Source organism: Vibrio sp. Isolate30 (assembly GCF_022397975.1).
Taxonomy (GTDB): domain Bacteria; phylum Pseudomonadota; class Gammaproteobacteria; order Enterobacterales; family Vibrionaceae; genus Vibrio; species Vibrio fortis.
This window is the reverse complement of sequence record NZ_JAKEUS010000002.1, coordinates 60,134-79,750: the sequence shown is the minus strand read 5'-3', so window position 1 is coordinate 79,750 and position 19,617 is coordinate 60,134. Positions and strand designations below refer to the sequence as shown.

Annotated in this window: 20 protein-coding genes; 10 read left to right on the top strand and 10 right to left on the bottom strand. The window is 44.8% G+C overall.

Annotated features, from left to right (window positions below; translation table 11 throughout):
- The first annotated feature begins 94 nt into the window (after window positions 1-94).
- A complete protein-coding gene (locus L1D60_RS07625; protein WP_239840550.1) occupies window positions 95-589 on the top strand; it encodes a peptidylprolyl isomerase in 495 nt (164 codons plus the stop codon).
- Between the two features lie 303 nt (window positions 590-892).
- Window positions 893-2,035 carry a BamA/TamA family outer membrane protein gene (locus L1D60_RS07620; RefSeq protein WP_239840549.1) on the top strand — a complete coding sequence of 381 codons (1,143 nt, stop codon included), beginning with the start codon at window positions 893-895 and terminating at the stop codon, window positions 2,033-2,035.
- 67 nt (window positions 2,036-2,102) lie between these two features.
- Here L1D60_RS07620 and L1D60_RS07615 read toward each other — a convergent pair whose 3' ends face one another.
- Entirely contained in the window at window positions 2,103-2,672 is a 570-nt protein-coding gene (locus L1D60_RS07615) for a cytochrome c (protein WP_239840548.1), read from the bottom strand.
- A gap of 122 nt (window positions 2,673-2,794) precedes the next feature.
- Here L1D60_RS07615 and L1D60_RS07610 point away from each other — a divergent pair, with 122 nt between their 5' ends.
- Both L1D60_RS07610 and L1D60_RS07605 read left to right on the top strand, forming a co-directional pair.
- The gene (locus tag L1D60_RS07610) at window positions 2,795-3,436 is read left to right on the top strand and encodes a cytochrome b/b6 domain-containing protein (protein WP_239840547.1); all 642 of its coding nucleotides are present in this window, start codon (window positions 2,795-2,797) and stop codon (window positions 3,434-3,436) included.
- Between the two features lie 14 nt (window positions 3,437-3,450).
- Complete coding sequence (locus tag L1D60_RS07605; protein WP_239840546.1) at window positions 3,451-3,879, top strand: MarR family transcriptional regulator; 429 nt, start codon at window positions 3,451-3,453, stop codon at window positions 3,877-3,879.
- Window positions 3,880-3,920: 41 nt separating this feature from the next.
- On the opposite strand, the gene L1D60_RS07600 is transcribed toward L1D60_RS07605, so the two are convergent.
- From L1D60_RS07600 to L1D60_RS07585, 4 genes are all read right to left on the bottom strand, one after another.
- On the bottom strand, window positions 3,921-4,784 hold the full coding sequence (locus L1D60_RS07600) for a DMT family transporter (protein WP_239840545.1): 864 nt from the start codon (window positions 4,782-4,784) through the stop codon (window positions 3,921-3,923).
- A gap of 120 nt (window positions 4,785-4,904) precedes the next feature.
- Window positions 4,905-6,002: an alkene reductase gene (locus L1D60_RS07595; RefSeq protein ID WP_239840544.1), complete on the bottom strand. Its 1,098-nt coding sequence runs from the start codon at window positions 6,000-6,002 to the stop codon at window positions 4,905-4,907.
- A gap of 13 nt (window positions 6,003-6,015) precedes the next feature.
- On the bottom strand, window positions 6,016-6,396 hold the full coding sequence (gloA, locus tag L1D60_RS07590) for a lactoylglutathione lyase (RefSeq protein WP_239840543.1): 381 nt from the start codon (window positions 6,394-6,396) through the stop codon (window positions 6,016-6,018).
- A gap of 257 nt (window positions 6,397-6,653) precedes the next feature.
- Entirely contained in the window at window positions 6,654-7,589 is a 936-nt protein-coding gene (locus tag L1D60_RS07585) for a LysR family transcriptional regulator (RefSeq protein WP_239840542.1), read from the bottom strand.
- Between the two features lie 721 nt (window positions 7,590-8,310).
- On the opposite strand from L1D60_RS07585, the gene L1D60_RS07580 reads away from it, so the two are divergent.
- Window positions 8,311-8,838, top strand: coding sequence for a magnesium transporter (locus L1D60_RS07580; protein WP_315974631.1), 528 nt, complete (start codon window positions 8,311-8,313; stop codon window positions 8,836-8,838).
- On the top strand, window positions 8,838-9,827 hold the full coding sequence (locus tag L1D60_RS07575; protein WP_239840541.1) for an efflux RND transporter periplasmic adaptor subunit: 990 nt from the start codon (window positions 8,838-8,840) through the stop codon (window positions 9,825-9,827). Before L1D60_RS07580 ends, L1D60_RS07575 begins: the two co-directional genes overlap by 1 nt.
- 119 nt (window positions 9,828-9,946) lie before the next feature.
- Here the strand turns inward: L1D60_RS07575 and L1D60_RS07570 are convergent, their stop codons facing one another.
- Both L1D60_RS07570 and L1D60_RS07565 read right to left on the bottom strand, forming a co-directional pair.
- Window positions 9,947-13,048: an efflux RND transporter permease subunit gene (locus L1D60_RS07570; RefSeq protein ID WP_239840540.1), complete on the bottom strand. Its 3,102-nt coding sequence runs from the start codon at window positions 13,046-13,048 to the stop codon at window positions 9,947-9,949.
- Window positions 13,049-13,055: 7 nt separating this feature from the next.
- The gene (locus L1D60_RS07565) at window positions 13,056-14,144 is read right to left on the bottom strand and encodes an efflux RND transporter periplasmic adaptor subunit (RefSeq protein WP_239840539.1); all 1,089 of its coding nucleotides are present in this window, start codon (window positions 14,142-14,144) and stop codon (window positions 13,056-13,058) included.
- A gap of 208 nt (window positions 14,145-14,352) precedes the next feature.
- On the opposite strand from L1D60_RS07565, the gene L1D60_RS07560 reads away from it, so the two are divergent.
- Window positions 14,353-14,967 carry a TetR/AcrR family transcriptional regulator gene (locus L1D60_RS07560; protein WP_239840538.1) on the top strand — a complete coding sequence of 205 codons (615 nt, stop codon included), beginning with the start codon at window positions 14,353-14,355 and terminating at the stop codon, window positions 14,965-14,967.
- 19 nt (window positions 14,968-14,986) lie between these two features.
- Here the strand turns inward: L1D60_RS07560 and L1D60_RS07555 are convergent, their stop codons facing one another.
- A complete protein-coding gene (locus tag L1D60_RS07555; protein WP_239840537.1) occupies window positions 14,987-15,877 on the bottom strand; it encodes a LysR family transcriptional regulator in 891 nt (296 codons plus the stop codon).
- A 156-nt stretch (window positions 15,878-16,033) separates the two neighbouring features.
- On the opposite strand from L1D60_RS07555, the gene L1D60_RS07550 reads away from it, so the two are divergent.
- Together L1D60_RS07550 and L1D60_RS07545 are read left to right on the top strand one after the other, a co-directional pair.
- Entirely contained in the window at window positions 16,034-16,339 is a 306-nt protein-coding gene (locus tag L1D60_RS07550; RefSeq protein ID WP_239840536.1) for a monooxygenase, read from the top strand.
- A gap of 63 nt (window positions 16,340-16,402) precedes the next feature.
- Window positions 16,403-16,777 (top strand): hypothetical protein, encoded by a 375-nt coding sequence (locus L1D60_RS07545; protein WP_239840535.1) that lies wholly within the window; start codon window positions 16,403-16,405, stop codon window positions 16,775-16,777.
- A 55-nt stretch (window positions 16,778-16,832) separates the two neighbouring features.
- Here the strand turns inward: L1D60_RS07545 and L1D60_RS07540 are convergent, their stop codons facing one another.
- Complete coding sequence (locus tag L1D60_RS07540) at window positions 16,833-17,357, bottom strand: lipocalin family protein (RefSeq protein ID WP_239840534.1); 525 nt, start codon at window positions 17,355-17,357, stop codon at window positions 16,833-16,835.
- A gap of 376 nt (window positions 17,358-17,733) precedes the next feature.
- Between L1D60_RS07540 and L1D60_RS07535 the strand changes: the two genes are divergently transcribed.
- Window positions 17,734-18,981 (top strand): alpha/beta fold hydrolase, encoded by a 1,248-nt coding sequence (locus L1D60_RS07535; protein ID WP_239840533.1) that lies wholly within the window; start codon window positions 17,734-17,736, stop codon window positions 18,979-18,981.
- Window positions 18,982-18,998: 17 nt separating this feature from the next.
- Here L1D60_RS07535 and L1D60_RS07530 read toward each other — a convergent pair whose 3' ends face one another.
- The gene (locus L1D60_RS07530) at window positions 18,999-19,424 is read right to left on the bottom strand and encodes a septal ring lytic transglycosylase RlpA family protein (RefSeq protein ID WP_239840532.1); all 426 of its coding nucleotides are present in this window, start codon (window positions 19,422-19,424) and stop codon (window positions 18,999-19,001) included.
- Window positions 19,425-19,617 lie beyond the last annotated feature (193 nt).

Below are 19,617 nucleotides of genomic sequence, written 5' to 3'. Positions count from 1 at the left end.
GTTCAACGCCAGTATCACTGCTGGCGGTTCTGCATTGTTGACGTATACTTCCACGCATCATTTATCTAGCAACACGAATACAACGAGTAAATCTATGATCATTTTGACGACAAACTTTGGTGACATCGAGATAGAACTGAACTTTGATAAAGCACCTGTTACTTCAAAGAACTTTTTAAAGTACTGCGAAGACGGCTTTTATGAAGGTACAACTTTTCACCGAGTGATCGAGGGCTTTATGATCCAAGGTGGTGGTCACACGATTGATATGACAGAAAAACCAACACGTGCACCCATCGTCAACGAAGCAAATCGCGGTTTAAAAAACGTTATCGGCTCTATCGCTATGGCGCGAACTGATGCACCTCACTCGGCAACGGCTCAGTTCTTTATCAATCTCGATGACAACGACTTCCTAGATCATACTGCGACCACCAATGCTGGTTGGGGCTATGCTGTATTCGGTAAAGTAACGGCTGGTATGGACGTGGTTGAAAAGATTGGTGTTGCACCAACCACCACACGTTGGGGCCATGAAGATGTACCGTGCGAAGACATTGTTATCTCAAAGGTTACAATTAAAAAGTAGTCAACCTAGATACAGCTCCAAACGATTCAAGTTAGGCTAACCTCGCCCTAAGCGGTGCGTAGATTATCTCTATGTGCCGCTCATTCAACCTATTGACTGCTAATCAACCTCTTCACTACTATTCAATCTCTTGAGTTCTTTTCAATCACCTTACCGATACTCAATGAGATGCATTATCAACCTGATTCTATACAAACTCACTCATTTAACTTGTCATTAACAGCTATTATTAGGTAGACCGTACGTGATATTATTAGCCACAGATAAATCACGAACTCTTTTACACTGGACGTAATACAAATAATGACTCGAACTTCTCTTTGGGCAACGACCCTTTTCTCTTCAACTGCTTGCATCAGTAGTTTTGCTTTCGAAGTGGATACCCGAGAGTCGAACGAGCCAATTGTCGACGACCAGTTTCGCGTTATTGCCATCCCCTTTTACGATCCCAGTGTCGATACCGGTATCTCTATCGTACCTATCTATAATTTCTATGCCGAGGGCGAGTCAAAAAACGCATCCACCCTCTCTGCAACGTTGACCTACACCTTAAATGACAGCTACTACATCAAGGGCAATGCTGATCTGTTGCTAAGTGGTGATTCGATACGTTTCTCAGGAGAAATGGGCTATTCGAGTACCAATATCACCTTGGTCGACCTTGTGGATACCAACCACCAAGAGTACTCATTTGACGGTGATTTTTACTTTAAAGTGTTTGATAACATCTACTTTGGTTTAGGTCTTGACTACTCTAGCGCACGTTATTTAGCAGATACCCCAAAAGATAAATTGCTATTAAAACTGACTGGGTTTAGTGACGAGTACGAGCCAGACGTTGGCGCGAAAGTGTCATTCTTATGGGATGAGCGCGAACACTACTACTACCCTTACCACGGCTTTCTGTTTGAGTTAACTTTCCAAAACCACGGAGCTTGGTTAGGTAATGATGACGAAGAGACCTACTCGTCGATATTTTCAGATTATCGTTATTTCCATAGCCTCACCCATAACGATAACCATATTATTGCCAGTCGATGGGTTGCGCGTTATCTATTAGATGCCGAGCAAGCACCTAGCAGCGCATACAGCACCTACGGCCGCCAAGGCAGAGATGTGCAACGTGGGTTTGTCGCTGGCGACCACATAGCCTCACACATGACCAACCTTGAACTGGAGTATCGATACTCTATCAATGGTTCCAGTATTAACTTTCTCAACAATGTCGCGGTTGTTGGGCTAGCAGGTGTCGGTAAGGTGTTTGGCGAACGCTTAAACCCAACCGATCCATTTCACAGCTTCAATGACAGTGATTTACTCTCTATGGTCGGCCTTGGTTTACGCTACCGCCTAATGCGCCAAGAGCGAATCAATGTTCGAATGGATTTCACATACAACAATGAAAATGAGGTTTTGGCTTACTTCAGCTTAGGTGAGAACATATAGATTCCAAACCTTTACTCGATTCAAACACCAAAGCGCCCAACAGTGAACACTCTTGGGCGTTGATGATTTACCAACGAGAGCGATAGCTTCGATGGCATGCTCGGCAAGTTCCATTGGCTTTATCTAACCCACTTTCCGCACCAGAGATGTTCTGTTCTAAACTCGCCTGTAGCAGCTCTTGGTAACCTTCGTTCATCTCAAGCAGCAAACGTTCAAATTTTTCTGGCTTGCTCCAGATATCTTTCTTGGCTTTACCGCCTTCGCTTCCCTTATCAAAACTCACCATCAGTATCTCACTTTGTGTAACCAAAGCTCGACTGGCTTCTTTCAGTTGTGCCCAGTCTGGATTGCTCTTTCTCAACATTGAACTGACCTCATCGCTCGTTTCTTCTAAGGATTGAAACGCTTGTTGGCGAGCTTCAATCGGATCACCGACTTCCAACGAAGCCTTTGCCGTCAAAGGAGCCCCGATTGCGAACACGGCTAAAAGCAGGGCTGATAAAGATACCTCACGCAAACAAAGTCTCACACGAGAATACATTTTGTTCGCGCTAGGTACAGGTTTGTCAGTATTCAAAAACTGAGAAACATAAACAGGTGTAAAGAAATTCAAAGGGATATTGGTCAGTTTTTTCATTATTCACTCTCTTTCAATCAATGGTCATCAACTCAACGTCATTTAATTTACACAGCAATAGTTGCAATTGCAACTATTGCTGTGTAAATTAAATTAATACCTAGTTACTTTGGAATGACATTATGAAGATTTGGGACTTACCTACTCGCCTATATCATTGGCTACAGGCGGCTCTATTTGTTGGACTCGCTGCATCTGGCTTCAATGGACAAGGGCCACATATCTATCTAGGCCTAGCTTTATTCGCACTGTTGCTTTGGCGTATTGTTTGGGGCGTTATAGGAAGTGACACCAGTCGTTTTGCTCAATTTATCTCTTCGCCAAAAACGATCCTTCGATACCTTTCGGGTAAAGGACCTAACCGACATGGTCATAACCCTATTGGAGCGTGGATGGTGTTCGCGATGATCGGCGCCTTAACGATTCAGTGTTTAAGCGGCATTGTCATTGCGGGTTTACTAGATAACCTGCTTGGACAAATATTAACGGATGACCTGTTCGACATCATGGTGACGATTCATGTAATTGCAGCAAGGGCTTTAGTGGCGTTTGTGGTTCTTCACCTACTTGCTATCGTTATCTACAAATTGCGCTCAAAGCCATTAGTTTGGGCGATGATCAGCGGACGAAAAGCGATGAATTCAGGTGATGTGCAAACCAACCCTGACGATGTTCTGCACTTTGCCTCGAATATAAAAGCTTTTATCGTGCTAATTGCAGCGGTATTAGTTACGATGACAATAGTTGTAGTATCACTATTCTAGATAGGTATTCGATAATGTCTGAGACGTTTGATAGACAAAAAAGTTTTGGTTGGATGATCAATGTTCTAGCCCTTAATGCCGGCAAAGACTTTGATAAAGAGTTAAAAAAACACGGCTTAACCATCGCTCTATGGCCAACTCTTATGTGCTTGTGGGAAGAAGAAGGGATCACACAAAGAGATATTGCCGCAAAGTCGAAAGTAGAAAACTCGACCACTACTCGAACTTTGGACAAGCTGGAAAAATTACAACTCGTTGAACGAAGAGTCGACCCAGACAGTCGTCGCTCGTTTCGAATTTACCTGACAGAGAAAGGGAAAGCCCTTGAGGAAAAGCTGATTCCAATCCCAATAAGTATCAATAATAAATACTTAGATTTGCTGGAAGAAGACGAACAACAAGAGATGATCCGATTGCTTCAGAAGATGGTTCGCTCAATGTAAGCAATGAGTCTAAAGCTAGATACTCATCCATTGATAAGTATCTAGCCTTTTCTCGACAAACGAATATAACAAAACAGTGCCCCAATAATCACCGCTCCGCCAATAAGCTTTTGCAGCTCAACTGTCTCACCAAGCATTGTCACACTTAAGATCAACGTCCAAACAGGCTCCAGAATCATAATTAGAGCTCCCACTTCCATATTCACGGAGTGCTGCCCTACCGTTTGCAATAAGTAACGAATCGCTGTCGCAACCACCGCTGAAACTGTAAACCAGAGTATCAACGAACTCGTAATCTCAAAATCTGGTTGGCCAGTAGCTCCGGCAAAGATCATCCCGCTAATACCAACCATAAAGAGTTGGATACAGATAGAAGCAATCGGCTTCACATTGTTGGTCACACGTTTGTTCATAACAAAATGCAGTGACAACATAATGGAAGCGAGTAGAAAGTAGACCTGACTCTCTTCAAACACCCAACCATTGGTTAACGTCAGCAATAACATACCGATGATCGAGATAGGAAACGACAACCAGAACGCGCGATTTGGTTTCACGCGGAAAATCAGCCACGAGACAAACGGCGCAATGATCATTGCTAGGCTGGTAATAAACGCCCCTTCAGACAAGCTATCCGTAATCGAAACTGCATATACCCATACCTGAAGTGAGCCAGATAAAATCAGACCGACACCTGCAATTCCAAATAACTGCGACCAGCTCAATTGACGAATCAGACGGAAACAGAATGGAAGAAGAATCAAGCTCGCGATAAAAAAGCGCACCCCGATGAACAGAGGCCCCGGCATCTCCAATACCACCAACTTTGACGCAATCCACCCGACAGCGGCCAATAACGTTGCGCCTAATAGATAAACTTCACCACCGAGTGCTTTTAGCTTCATGAATCCTAACCCTAGAGCTTACTCAACCTGATAATCACCTGAGCATGAACAAAAAAAGCAACCCCGCGTAAGCAAGGTTGCTAATTTACAAAGTACAACAGTATAAACCGTCTTTATGACTTAGGCAGTATATTCTGGGTAATCGGTTAGACCTTTTTCAGCACCGCCAAACAGTGTATTTGGATCGTGTGCAGCCAATGGGTAACCGTTTTGGATACGCGCTGGTAAATCTGGGTTCGCCACAAATGGACGACCAAAACCGATCATGTCCGCTGTACCTTCTGCCACAGCTTCTTCACCACGATCGCTGTCGTAACGACCAGCCCAAATCAACACACCTTGGTACGCTTCACGAACTGCTTTTTTAAATGCTTTCGGTGTTTCTGGTGCATCATCCCAATCAACTTCAGCGATATGCAAGTAAACAATCTTGTAGAGGTTAAGTAGCGCTGCCGCCGCTGTGTAAGTCTCTACTGGTGTTGCATCAACCGTACCATTCAATGATGTGAATGGTGCAAGGCGAACACCAACACGATCAGCGCCAATGGCATCAACCATAGCTTCAACCACTTCGCCTAAAAAGCGCAGACGATTTTCAATTGAACCACCGTATTCATCGGTGCGGTTATTCGCTTCAGAATCGATGAACTGGTTGACTAGGTAGCCGTTTGCAGCGTGAAGTTCGATGCCATCAAAGCCTGCTTCAATCGCGTTGAGTGCCGCTTGGCGGTACTGTTCGATAACCATTTTGATGTCATCTTTGGTCATTTCACGTGGCTCAACCACCTCAACAAAGCCCGGTTCGTCAGAACCGTTATCGATGAATACTTTTACATTTTCTGCTTTCAATGCAGATGACGAAATTGGCTGTTCGCCACCAATGTTATCTGGGTGCGTCACACGACCGACGTGCCATAGTTGTGCGAAGATTTTACCGTTCTTCTGATGTACAGCATCTGTTACTTTTTTCCAGCCAGCGATTTGCTCTTGAGTATAAATACCCGGAGTCCATGCGTAGCCTTGGCCCATTGGCGAGATCTGAGTACCTTCAGCGATAATAAGGCCAGCAGAAGCACGCTGAGCGTAATATTCAGCCATCATCTCATTTGCGATATTGCCCGGTTGTGTAGCACGAGAGCGTGTCATTGGAGGCATCACAATACGGTTTGCTAGAGTCAATGAACCTAATTGAATTGGTTGAAATAGTGCGTCTTTCATTTTTCTGCCCTTATTATTTTTCTAGCTGAATCAGTTCGATAGCGTAGCCATCAGGATCTTTTACAAACGCGATATGCGTTGTGCCACCGAGAACAGGGCCCGGCTCACGAGAAACATTGCCACCCAGCGCTTTAATGTCAGCACATGCCGAGTAGATGTCCTCTACACCTAGTGCTAAGTGACCAAAAGCGTTACCCATTTCGTATTCGTTGGTATCCCAGTTGTAAGTCAGTTCGATTGTCGTACCACCTTGCTCATAACCAACAAACACAAGTGTGTATCGATATTCCTTATTTTCGTGACGCTCTAACTCTTTCATGCCCAACACCTTAGTGTAGAACTCAATCGATTTTTCTAAGTCAGCGACGCGAATCATAGTGTGTAGGAACTTCATAATTTCACCTTATTGGGTACCGCTCGGCGGTTAAAAATACTGTGTGGTCCACTGCTCTTGCATTGGCCATTTGTTGAGGTGAATCTTATCCAGTTAGCACACAGACGTGAAATTATCATTAGTTCTCAATCTAATAATTTTTTGTTATCAAATCGGTGCGTGTGAATAATGAGCGGAAGGGCGTAGAGTGAAGCCCATCGCACCGTTGGCGGTGGGCTCAATAATAAATAGATGGCTACCAATAATAGACAGCTTTACTAGAAATGCAGGATCTTATCTTTATGTACGTCAGACATTTTTTGAGACGTACTAAGCACCTGTTCCCTAAACCAACGATGTGCAGGGTCAGCGTTGTTGCGTTTCAACCAGATGAGATGATGGGCAATAGGATCAAAATCAAATGGAGGCTCATGAACTTGTAACTTCAACTGTTCTTGGAATTGTAGCGCCATAGAGGTAGGTAAAGCGGCAATACAATCTGACTGGCTGACCAATAAAATAATACTGAATAAGGATCGAGCTCGAAAAACGATCTCTCTTTTGGACAAGTCCAAAGAGGTATAATGATTCAAACTCCTCACTTTACGACGCTTTCGCTCTAAGACCGCATGCTTCTCTTGCATAAACTGCTCTAGTGACAAACTGCCTTGAATCCTTGGATGCTCCTCACGACAGACAATCACAAAGTCACTCTCCATGATGAGTGCACTCTCTATACTGGGGTGCTCCGGAACCAAAATATCGATCATCGCATCGTATTTATTGGTCAACAGGTCCTCATAAACTCGCTCATCACTATCGTCTTGATCAAACACATCCAATCTCAGGTTTTTATTCGGTTGCGCAGCAAAATGATCAAGGAGTATCCACTGTATATGTTCTGGACTAGAAAGAAGAAATTTACGATGTGAACTGAGTGGCTCGAACTCAGACATGGAACTGAATACGCTGTTCAACTGCTCGATCGGCGCCTTAATTTGTTGATAGAGCATTAACGAATAAGACGTAGGCACGACACCACGCCCTTTGCGAACAAACAGTTCTTGACCTACCTCTTTTTTAAGGCGGCTCAACGATGTGCTGATGGTTGATTGATTGGTACTAAGCTGACTCGCTGCCTTGCTCAAACTGCCCTGTTCCATCACCGCTGAAAACACAGCTAACAGATTGAAATTTGGAATGTCGTTACTCATAGCTCACCCTTAGTATCATACTACGCCCACCATAGTATCGTATTTACGATATTACAATCACAATGATAGCACTGATGAGTGCACAACATATCCTCAAGTCGGCTAATGAACACGGTTGATTAAGCTCAACTTTCGGCAAGCTTTATCCCTATCTTAGTTGTCATTCACATTGTGGCAATTGGCTTTCTTGATTGTAATAATGTTTATAAATACGAGGAATAAACAGGGCTCAATGGGCTCCCAAATTCTCCGCTTCTTTGATCTCAAATAACCTATTGTAAAAAGATCGGTAAGCCGAGTTGATCGCTTTCAAATTAATTCAACTCCACTATTAGAGCCCCTATAGACCCATCGTAATTACGATATTACTAAATCGTAATTCTTCGTAGATCCGCTCAAATAGTCTTCTTATTATCCTTCTAACAAATTAATCCGACCACGAAACAAAATACAAATAAATGCATCAAGGCACGGAATCGCCACATTAACGTTATGTACATTGTTTTCTATTTCTAAGCGTGGCGATTTAGCACGGCTTGTTTGTTCGGGGATAACTCCCCAATGTACTGAGAATTCGTTGCTTAGATTCAACAATGCCACTTTCGACAACGCCTTTTGGTCACCTATTCAGCTTTATTAGCTGTGTAATAACCATCAATTTGTAAAGTGCCACATGACACTCTAGGCCTGATTCTCACTTGTTAGATTAATAGGTAGAGATATGAAATTCCTAAAAATTGTATTGCAGAAGATCTTCGCCATCGTCATGGTGCTAGTGAAATTCTGTCTATTTATGGTCGTCATGGTGGCGGGTGCATGGGCTCTCGCTCCATTAGGCAAGATTCACTCAAAAGACATCGACCTCACTCAGTTCAACAACCATCCAAATGAGATGATGATGAACTTCTTCCAATCAGAATACTTCTCTGGCTACCTATTTGCCGTCACCTTGGCTGTCACATTAGCGGCTATTTACGGTTTATGGCAATTGCACGAACTCGGCGTTCATAAGGCAAAAGAGCACAAAAGTGCCCATGTACAGATCGTATTCGCTCTCTCACTCTGTGGCCTATTTATCAGCAAAACTTTCTGGGTTATCGCACTGGTTATTGCGCTGGCGAATTGGAAACACATTGGTCAATCACTCAGTGACGTGATTCGCCGTGGTATCCAGCCAATCACGCCTACGACACCACCAAGCCAAACCAACAGTGAAAACTCCCCTCGTACAGAAAAAGAGGCAGCATAATGAAAGAGATGATGATTCCATACATCCTGATTGTATGGTCGCTATTTGCCACAGGTGCACTAAAGAAAACCATTAAGAACTACACATGGGCAGCGATTGGTGGTGTGTTGATTCTTGCAGTACTGGCGGTTATTTCGCGCCTTTGGGCACCGGTTGATCTCACTAACTCAACCACAGTAAAAGCACCTCACGCGGTCATGTCTCCAGTATTTGGCCAGCAGATCGACAAGATCATGGTTGATCACAACCAACATGTGAAAAAAGGCGATGTGCTTTACACCCTTGTAGATATCAATTCGGCAGCAGACAAAGCCAAAATTGAGTCTTCAATTGTGCAGAAAGAAGAGCAAATTAAACAAATGACGCGCGATATTGACCGCGCCGACACATCACCAGAGATCTTCAACGCTCGTGATGTTGAGAAATACAATTCAGACCTACGTGTGATGAACTCTGAGCTTGCGTCACTAAAAGCTGACTTGCAGAAAGTGAACTGGGCTCAAGAGAAGAAGACCATTACCGCAGAATTTGACGGCCAAGTCTCTATCGTCAACATTGCTGAAGGCTCAGTCATGGGTAACATGCACCTTTACAATACCAGCAAGAAGTTCTTAGAGATGCGTGTTTCTGACCAAACCTATGGTTACGTTCAAGAGGGTGATTTTGCAGAGTTCTACGTCGACGCATACCCAGGTCACGTCTTCCGCGCTAAGGTACACAGCTTTAACGCTGGCACAGGTGAAGCAAGTATTTCACCATTCCAAGGCCCGCAAAGTGTTGGTCAGCACGTTGTTCGCAACGGCAACGGATTAGGTCGTACTGTGGTTCTAGAAATCATCGAACCGGAAGGCTATAACATTCCAATCGGTGCAACTGGCGCAGCATGGATCTCTGCTGAAAAACCGCATCCATTCTGGGGCTTCATTGATGTCATCGGCGCAGCAACCGTTCGCCTACAATCGTACAAGTCGTACCTAGGTGCGTGGTAAAAGGCGCTTGGTAAAAAAACATCTAAAGAGTTAGATTTAGCGCTAGATTTGATTAAAAAGGTGAGGCTCTTGGGCCTCACCTTTCTTGTTACGCATGTTTTCTAAACTATTTAGAGAATTTAATGCGCTAACGCTGCTGAGGTGTGTAACCCCTTTTTACGTGTCATTAAGTGGAACACCACTGGTACAAAGTAGAAAGAGATCAGGGTGGTTAGTACCGTACCGCCAACAATTGCGACAGCAAACGGAGGCCAGAAACCACCGCCAGCGATGATCAGTGGCATGAAGCCTCCCACCGTTGTAATGGTGGTTGAGCTAATATGGCGAGTACATGACATTACTGCATTCACTACTGCGTCTACACTGCCGGAAGACGCCTCTTGATCTAATTTCAATTCGGTCAGAATCACTATCGCAGCGTTAATGGCGAGGCCGGCAATCCCCAACATCGCGATGATTACGGTAAAGCCAAACGGATACCCAAATATCCAAACCGAGAGCAATCCAAGTCCACCAGCAAGCGCAGCGACCATAAAGATAATGGTACTCAGCCTAAACGAGTTGAACGACATCACGACCACCAACACCATCAAGACCACAACCACGGCGACATTAGAGATCAAACTATTCACTGAGTGGTCACGCTCCGCAGATTCGCCACCGAAATCAATGGTGTATCCCGATGGAATGTCATAACTCTCTAAACGCTTTTGAAATTCGTTAAGCACAGTCTGCGGCAATACACCCGCTTCAATGTAGCCTTCAATCGTATTCACTCTCTGGCCGTTACGACGAGTAATCGCGCCACGGCTGGTGGTAAGCTCTAGCTCAGCCAAAGTCGAGACATTGATACCTGTTGAGTAGATTTCCGAATTAATCGGCAAACGGATATTGCTCAGGTGCGTCAAATCTTCACGCGCATCATCAGCGACACGAACACGGATTGGGACCGATTCACTGCCTTCAATCACCGAACCGCTTTCACGACCAGTAAGTGTGGTTTGAAGAAGCCCTGCGAACTGATTCAATGAAATGCCATTAAGCTTAGCGGTGTCTTCATCGACCTTAAGCCAAACTTTAGGCGTGCCCGGCTGCAGTGTTTCACGAGTATGCGTCACGTGCGGAATGCCCGCCAAGATTAGGCGAATATCCTCACCAATTGCTTTTAACGTATCGAGGTTTTCTCCATAGACACGCAGCTCAACAGGAGCCGTAAATGGAGGACCTTGGTTCAGTTTTCGCACCAGAATTTGAGCTTCAGGCACCTCTTTGTCCAAGACCTTTTGCAGCTCAGGTATCAAAGCGTTTGCCTGTACGAAGTCTCCGGTTTTCACCATCGCTTGCGAGAAGTAAGGTGCGTTATTTTGCCTTGCTTGAAGGTTGTAGTAAAACGATGGGAAATTCGCACCAACAAGCCAATCGATCCGCTCTACCTCAGAGTAACGATGGATGATTTCATCGATTCGCTCAGAGGTTTGCTTGGTCGCATAGACACTCGCTTGTGGCGGCATGTACACCTGAATCTCGAACATATCGCGATCCGAAGGTGGGAAAAACTGCTCAGTCAGTTGCGACATGCTCCAGTAACCGGTAAACGGCACCAGTAAGACCAACACAATAGTGATGATGGGGTGCGTAATACCAAACCGGACGGATGCAGAGAACCAGCGAGTTAATGCAGGAATACGAAGCCCCGTCATATACCAGTGATGTTGTCCTTGCTTATCAACGTCACTCAATTGTTTCGGCAGCAATCGAGTCGCCAAACCGGCAATCAATGTATGAGAGATAACATACGAGCCAATCAATGAGAACGACACCGTAATTGCAATACCACCCACAAATTCACCGGACGCACCCGGCATCAAGATGATTGGTGCAAACGCCAGCACTGTGGTGAGTGTTGAGCCTAGTAGTGGCACCCACAGGTGCTTCAGGGCGTTCATGGTCGCTTCAGCTCGATGTTGACCTTTGAGTCGATACGCTTGAATGGTATCCACCATCACCACCGCGTTATCCACCATGATCCCCAGCGCTACAATTAAGCCAGTTACCGACATTTGGTTAATAGGCACACCCGTCATTTTCATGATCGAGAGAGTGAGCAAAGACGTTAAAGGCAGCGAGATAGCGACCAAGATTGCAGCACGAACACCAAGGGTGACAAACAGAACAATCAAGATGAGAACAAAACCGATCAACAAGCTTTCGCCCAAATCGTTTAGACGTGTCTCTGTATAACCTTGCTGATTAAAGAGCACGTTAACGTGAACATTGCTCGGCAGCTCTTGCTCAAACTTTTCAATCACTGCATTGGCACGGGATGTCCAGTTATCGACCCTCAGATCAGGGTGCATTCGCGCGGCAACAATCACACCTGGTTCACCGTCGATAATGGCGATCCGATCTTGCGGCGTTTTTTCACCTCGTGATACCGAGGCAATATCTTCAAGGCGAACGATATGGCCATTGGCATCGGTCGCAATCGGCACTTGCTTGATACGCTCAATAGAATCCAACTCAGATTCAATTTCCAACCCAAAGCGAGAATAGGAACTCACCAATTCACCGGCCGAGTTCTTAGCGTCAGCCCCTTCCAGTGATTCAGCAATATTGGCACTTGAGCGACCTAACGCTGCAGCGTCTGCAGTGCGCAAGTTAATCTGAATCTCTTCTTGTGGCATACCATATTCATCAACGAACTCAGTGCCCGACAAGGTTCTAAGACGCTTGGCAAGCTCTTTAGCGTAACGCCCAAGAGTTAAGCGGTCTGGCTCTCCTGCCCCTGTCCAAGTTAATGCAGTAATAGTGGTAAACGCATAGGTATGGTCACTATCCAAATCCGGTGACTGTGCACCAGCTGGAAGAAGCGGTTCAACATCAGACAGCTTGTCTCGAGCTTGTGACCAAACTGGCTCAGGCTCTGTAATGGTATCGTCTAGCTCAAGTGTCACAATCGACACATTCGGGCGAGAGGTTGAGCTGACTAGCTTAACTTCACTAAGCTCACGCAGTTTGTTCTCGATGACCTCGGTCACTAAGGTTTCGACTCTCTCTGCACTTGCCCCTGGAAAGCTAGTGGTGATGTTAGCGTAACGGTTGATGATGACCGGATCTTCTGCACGCGGCAATGTCATGAAAGCGGAGATACCGCTCACCATCAACAACGCCGTCATTAAGATAAGCAGTCGCGTATTAGAAATCGTCTCAATGATCTTCATGGGCAACCTACTTAGACGCCAGTTGAAGAGGGCTCACAGTTTGTCCCGGAACCAAACGATGCAAACCACTGGCGATGACCTGTTCACCTTCGCTAATTGCACCGGTTACGTACGCTTGTTGATTATTGGCAAACAAGACTTGAACACTACGTCGCTCAACTTGGTTATCTTCACCAATAACAAACACGTTCCAGACCCCACGCAAACCGTCAATCAAACCCGTTAGTGGAATCCAAAAACCTTGGTCGTCAATGCTCTCTTCAAATTGGAGATAGGCTAATTGCCCTTCAAGCACAGAGGCTTGCTCAGGGAAAAGGTAGCGTAAACCAACACTTCGAGATTGAGTATCGACCATCGCTCCGGGATTGAGCAGGCTTACATCGTACGACTCACCACCAACACGTATGTGAGGCTGTGACAAAGAGGTGACCTTTTGCATTTGGTGCGCAGGAATACCAATGAACGCCTCTTTGCCCTCAGATGCAAGTAGTGTCAGTGTCGGGTTGCCAACATTTACCACATCACCCAAAGAAACAAAACGGGTGGCAATGGTTCCAGCGTAAGGCGCAAGAATGGTCGACTTAATCAGTCGCAGATCGTTGGCTTTCAATGAAGCGTCAATACGTAAAAGATTAGCTTGAAGCACACGTTGTTCACTGGTTAGCGAATCAATTTCCGCTTCCGCACTAAAGCCTTTTGCTTTCAATGAACGCTGACGCTTTAGGTTTGCAGCCACCAAGTTCAACTGAGCTTTTACTTCCTCAGACTGCGCCTTGAGTTGACTAAGCTCAGTTTCTAATAGTTGGGTGTCTAAACGAATCAAAGGTTGGCCTTTTGTGACTCTGTCACCGACATCGACTAAGATCTCTTCAACCTTACCCGCAAGTTCAAAGCCCAAGTTGGCTTGCTGACCCGCTCTTACCACACCGACATATTCACGTTGCACCGCGTAAGAATTCGATTGAGTTAAAGCCAGTGTTTCAACCGTAAGGATGGTTGGCTCAGCGGCTGGTTGTGCTTGGGTTGTTTCACCGCACCCTACAAGAAGAGTAGATAGCGCGACAGCGACTGCGCTGCTCTTCATCAATTTATACATAATACTGTTCCTGTGCAGTATGTAATCGTCCTATTTTTAGACTAACCAAACCAAACTAGACTGTCTAGTTTGGTTGTGTTAAAAATAGGTTTCATCGTTATTGATTGATAAAAGCGTCACAAAAAGCATAATGCTTAACCTGTGACGAATGACGCTGCATTCTGCACGCGAAAAACTGACTAATATCGAAACAACGAGACTTCCAGACGTGACTAAAATCATTAAAAGTGAACAGAAGAGATCGCAAATTTTAACTGCAGCAAGTGAGCTTTTTTCTGAACATGGCTACAAGATCAATATGGATCAGATTGCCAAAGCCGCTAATGTATCGAAGCAGACTGTCTACTCTCATTTCAAAAACAAAGATGAGCTTTTCGAAACATGCATGCAGACCAAATGTGCCGAGCGAGAACTGAGCCCCGACGCTTTTGATATGAATGCCACGTTAGAAGATGAATTAGTGAAGTTTGGTGTGAAGTTTCAAGATTTGCTATTAGACGAGCAGTCACGACAAACCTTTCAGAATGCAGTCAGCCAATCCAGCACCCACCCAGAGATCGCGTCAATCTATTTAGAGACTGGGCCTCAAAAGACCACCAAATTACTTGCCGATTATCTGCAGGCGAAAATAGACTCGGGTGACCTAACCCTGTCGACTTCAAGTTCACCCATTATTGCAGCGCGTCAATTATTGCTGATGTTTCATGGAAAGTCCGCGTATTGGTCATTCTTCGGCCACGACAGTGGTGAGTCCGATGATGAAAGGCAGAGCTACACTCGCGAATGTGTTGCACTGTTCTTAAATGGCAACCAGACTCGCTAGCTTGTACTCAAAGCAAGCGTTAGTGGGCAACAGATTCCAACAATAGTTCGTAGAAACGTTTTGCGGCAGGGCCAGTCTTCACACCTTTTGGCAATGTGAGATGAAGTGGTACATGATAACCACGACCGTTTTCAACATTGAGCACGGTGAGTTTATCGCTCCCTCTACTGTCAACAATGTGCTTCGGCAGTCTGCAGTACCCGACTCCTTGCTCAACAGCGCCAAACGCATGGTCGAAGTTGTCGACTGTGATGCGTTGACTTGATTTAAGCCAACCCACATCTTTTTTATCTGCCAGTTTCTCTACTGAACCCAAATCTCTCACCACAATCTGTGGTAATGACGATAGCTGGCTCAGTGAGAGCGTTGACTCCTTCGCTAAAGGATGCGAACTGGCAACAACGGGTTCCATCATCGTAAAACCAAAGGCTTCCGCCGGATAGTTGGTGACTGGCAAATTGATGATGGCAACATCGGCTAACTCTTGAGTCACCATCTCCGTCGTCTTAGACAGTGATGTTTCAATAACCTGAATCGAGGTGGTGTTGTTCTCTGCCACAAAAGCCGCCATTGGCCCATAGAGACGCTCAAGACAACATAGATGATCCACTGCTACCACAATTTCAGATTCGACGCCCCTGGAGAGCTGCTCACTGATAAGTTCCAGCTCCCGAGCTTGTTCTAGCATACTGCTCGCCCTGCGAAGCAACGCCTTACCATCTTCCGACAAAACGGCCTTACGACCCTCAACCCGAACCAAAGACACTCCAAGCTGATCTTCCAGTTTCCTCAATGCATAGATCAAGGTGGTGTGGCTCTTGTTCAATTGCAATGCGGCAGCTTGAATGCTGCCAGCGCGATCAATCTCAAACAGCGTTTGCCATTGATCTAAGGTGGTCTTTAGTCTCATTGGTCTAAAATCCTGACAGATAATGACAATATTATGAACTTTTTTGTCTAATTTTTATAGGTAATATCTATCTCAACAGGCAATCAAGCCTTCAATGTTTTGCGAAATGGCAGCTCGCCTCAACGCAATGCTTAACAACTGTTTGGAGAGATAACCATGAAACTACTACAAGTCGATTTTGGATTTAACGGCCCATTTGGTGAAGAGATGTCGAACGCCCTTGTTGATCTAGCAAAATCCATCAACAACGAGCCAGGCATGATCTGGAAAATTTGGACAGAGAGCGAAGCAGAAAAGCTCGGTGGCGGTGTCTACCTATTCGAAGACCAACTGAGTGCAGAGGCTTATCTCGCCATGCACAGCGCCCGCTTAAAAGAGATGGGCGTAGCAGAGGTACGCGGCGTGATTTTTGACGTTAACCAGCCTTTAACTACGATTAATAAAGGTCCAATACACGGCTAATTGAGTTATTCATTCTTGTAATGAAAGTGTAGATATTGAAAGACAAAAGATGAGATGCACCAAATGAAAAACAAAACGTTTCTAAGCCTACATGGCATCATTTACGCAGGGTTTGCCATCGCCCTGTTCTTCCTACCAACCGTCATGTGGCCAATGTACGGTGTGGAGATCAATGATAAGTACGCTTATTTTCTGTCTCAACACACCAGTATCTTCCTCGGTGGCATTGCAGCAATAACCTGGTTGCTACGTGATATTGAAACGGGTGTGAGCGCTAAAAAGCTCATCCAAGCTTTGGTTGTAACCAATATGCTGGGGGCAATTATTACCCTATATGCCGCCTTCACTGGTATCTTTGTAGGCTTTGGTTGGAGTGACCCAGCGTTCTTTAGCTTCTTGTCGATATTGAGTATTCGACAACTGCAGTTGCAAAAATAATAAATAGAAAGGAGAGCGCAAAATATGCGCTCTCCTTTTTCTATCTCGTCAATTTCTAATTTACCGTGTCGTGGGAGACGTAGATCAACTCATCGGTGTTAAAACCACGCTCTTTCGACATCTGTTTAAACTTCTCTAATACCTCAGGTGCCACTTGTGGCGTTCTAGACAGTAGCCATAAGTAATCCGTATCTGGTCCAGAGACAAACGCATATTGGTAGCCCTGTTTGTCTAACTCAAACACTACATAAGAGCCGTAAAACGGACCAAAGAACGATACTTTTAGATAACCTTGATCGCTCCCTTCAACAAAGTACGCTTTACCTTCCGCCTCTTTCCACTCGCTATTCTCTACCGAGTAGCCGCGGTTAATCACCTTCACGCCACCATCATCACGTAACGAGTATTGAGCGCTAATATTACTCAACCCTCTTTCAAACGAGTGATCTAAACGAGCAACCTCATACCATGTCCCTAGATAGCTCTCCAATTCGAATTCATTAACCGGTTTTACCGACTGCGGCATACCCAAACAGCCCCCTAACAAGACCACCGACATCAACAGCAATAGTTTTTTCATTTCTAATCCTTTTAAAACGACATTTCTATCAAGAAGCTAATACGTTAATAATAGAAAAAGGTTCAGTGTTAGCCTATTTAATCAGTAAGTTAACCAACAATTATCTCATTGAAGTCACACATTTTATTTTATAAAAAGTGAACACCGTCCACCTCATTCACAGTGCATCTAAAATGAGCCAGATAAATAAAACAGGCGAATCACTCAAAACTCATCTTCGCCAGTTATTTGGAGTGGCAATCCGCTATTTTTGCCACCGACTCTGTCATTAAGGGCGCTCAAAACACCAGAAAGATCGGCGACGACTTTATTGCTACAATGAGTCTTAGATAACTGATTTATGGATAAAACTGATGGGAAGAAGGATAAAAATGGAATGAGGAATTGTCTGACTGCTCGACTACTTTCACTACTACTGCTCAATACCGTCTTATTTGGGTGTGGTAACTTTCGAAACTTATCTCACGATATAGAAGCGATTGACGCCATTACCAACCAATACCAAGTCATTTTAAGCCAACCCGCATCAGGTTCGGCCGTAGTCATTGAGCAGATCAAAGACATTAATAAAAGTGAAGTGGATGCCTATGACGGCATCAAATACAGTGACAATATTCACCTGCATGTATCTAACCACATCCGCTATCTACTGATTTTTGAAGACACGAATCAAGATTTAACCCTACAAGCTGACGAAGCGTTCAGTGTGATTAATCTTCGCGACTACCAAGATAACTCAACCATCGAAGTGTCATTAGAAGTGAACCAAAATGAAGTTCCAAGCGCCTTTGTCGATCGCTCACTCTCCTCGTTGTTAAACATCGAGTTAGATCTGGTCGATATAGGCACAGTCGTCAGTTTGGCGGACTCGCCCTTTGACAGAAAAAATGCCAAACTCGGAATGTGGCAACCGCTCAAATTCTTGCTTGAGGATAACGCAGGGCTCTACTTTTTATCTGAATATGACCCGAACAAAATCCCCATCTTATTTGTTCATGGCATCAATGCCACCGCGATAGATTTTGCTCCACTGATTGAGAAAATTGACCAATCTAAATATCAGGTCTGGGTGTTTAACTACCCTTCAGGGTTGTCATTATCGCTAAATTCTAAAGGCTTAAATAACCTGTTACATACGGTTGTAAGCGAATACAAAAACCAACAATTGCATGTTGTTGCTCACAGTATGGGCGGGCTTATCGTCGCCAACAGTATTCACCAGTGTCGTATCGGGCATTTGTGTGACTTTGTTAGCAGCATGACTACCATCTCGTCACCATTTGGCGGCGTTGCATCGGCTAAGCAAGGAGTAGAGTACTCCCCTGTTGTTATGCCAGCCTGGGTAGATTTAAACCCAGACGGCAAATTTATCACGGACTTATTTCCTGCTAACAGTGAAACGCACATCCCACATTTCCTTGCATTTGGCTATAACTCAGGCGAGCTGTTCAATACCAAAAGCAATGATGGCGTCATTAACCTCTCAAGCCAACTGTCTCGTCCAGCTCAGCTAAATGCCGACCAAATTCGTGGTTATGACGAAGACCATCTAAGCATCTTAGATAATGATGACCTTTTTAAAGATCTATCTGATTTTTGGTTAGCAGCTGAGCAAGAGAAATAGGGACGAGAGTGACAGATTTAGTGCTTATACCTAAAGGTTTTACTGTCATCAACAATCTCAATCTTGACTGGCACCGTCCCTTTCTTGACGTTACCGATTTGTGCAAATGACTTGTAAGAAAGGTCGATCACTCGGCCTTTAACGAAAGGGCCTCGGTCGTTAATTTTAACGTCAACAGACTTATTCGTTGTTGTGTTTGTCACCCTTACGACTGTTCCAAATGGCAGGGTTTTATGAGCTGCAGTATAGGCATTCATATCATAGGTTTCACCACTGGCGGTGAGTTTCCCGTGGAATTTATTTCCGTACCAAGAGGCCTCCCCAACCAGCGTATGCGATTTGGCATACTCCTTTGTTTTTGAACTGCCGATCGCCGACGTTGAAGTGCATCCGACCAGAATAACAAGAGTAATTGCGGACAAGATAATTCGTAGATTTTTCATATTTATAGATACTGTTTTTAGTGTTGTTATTAGTTTGAGTATAGTGATTTCTCAGCCCAAGCCACTGCGGATAGGGCGCCGCATGTTTTCACGAACCGCAGTAAATTCGGTCATGGGTACGAAAGGATTTATCTTTGATAAGGTTAAATATCGCCTGTGTTGAGTGCAGACCTATCCAACCGAAAACCTACAG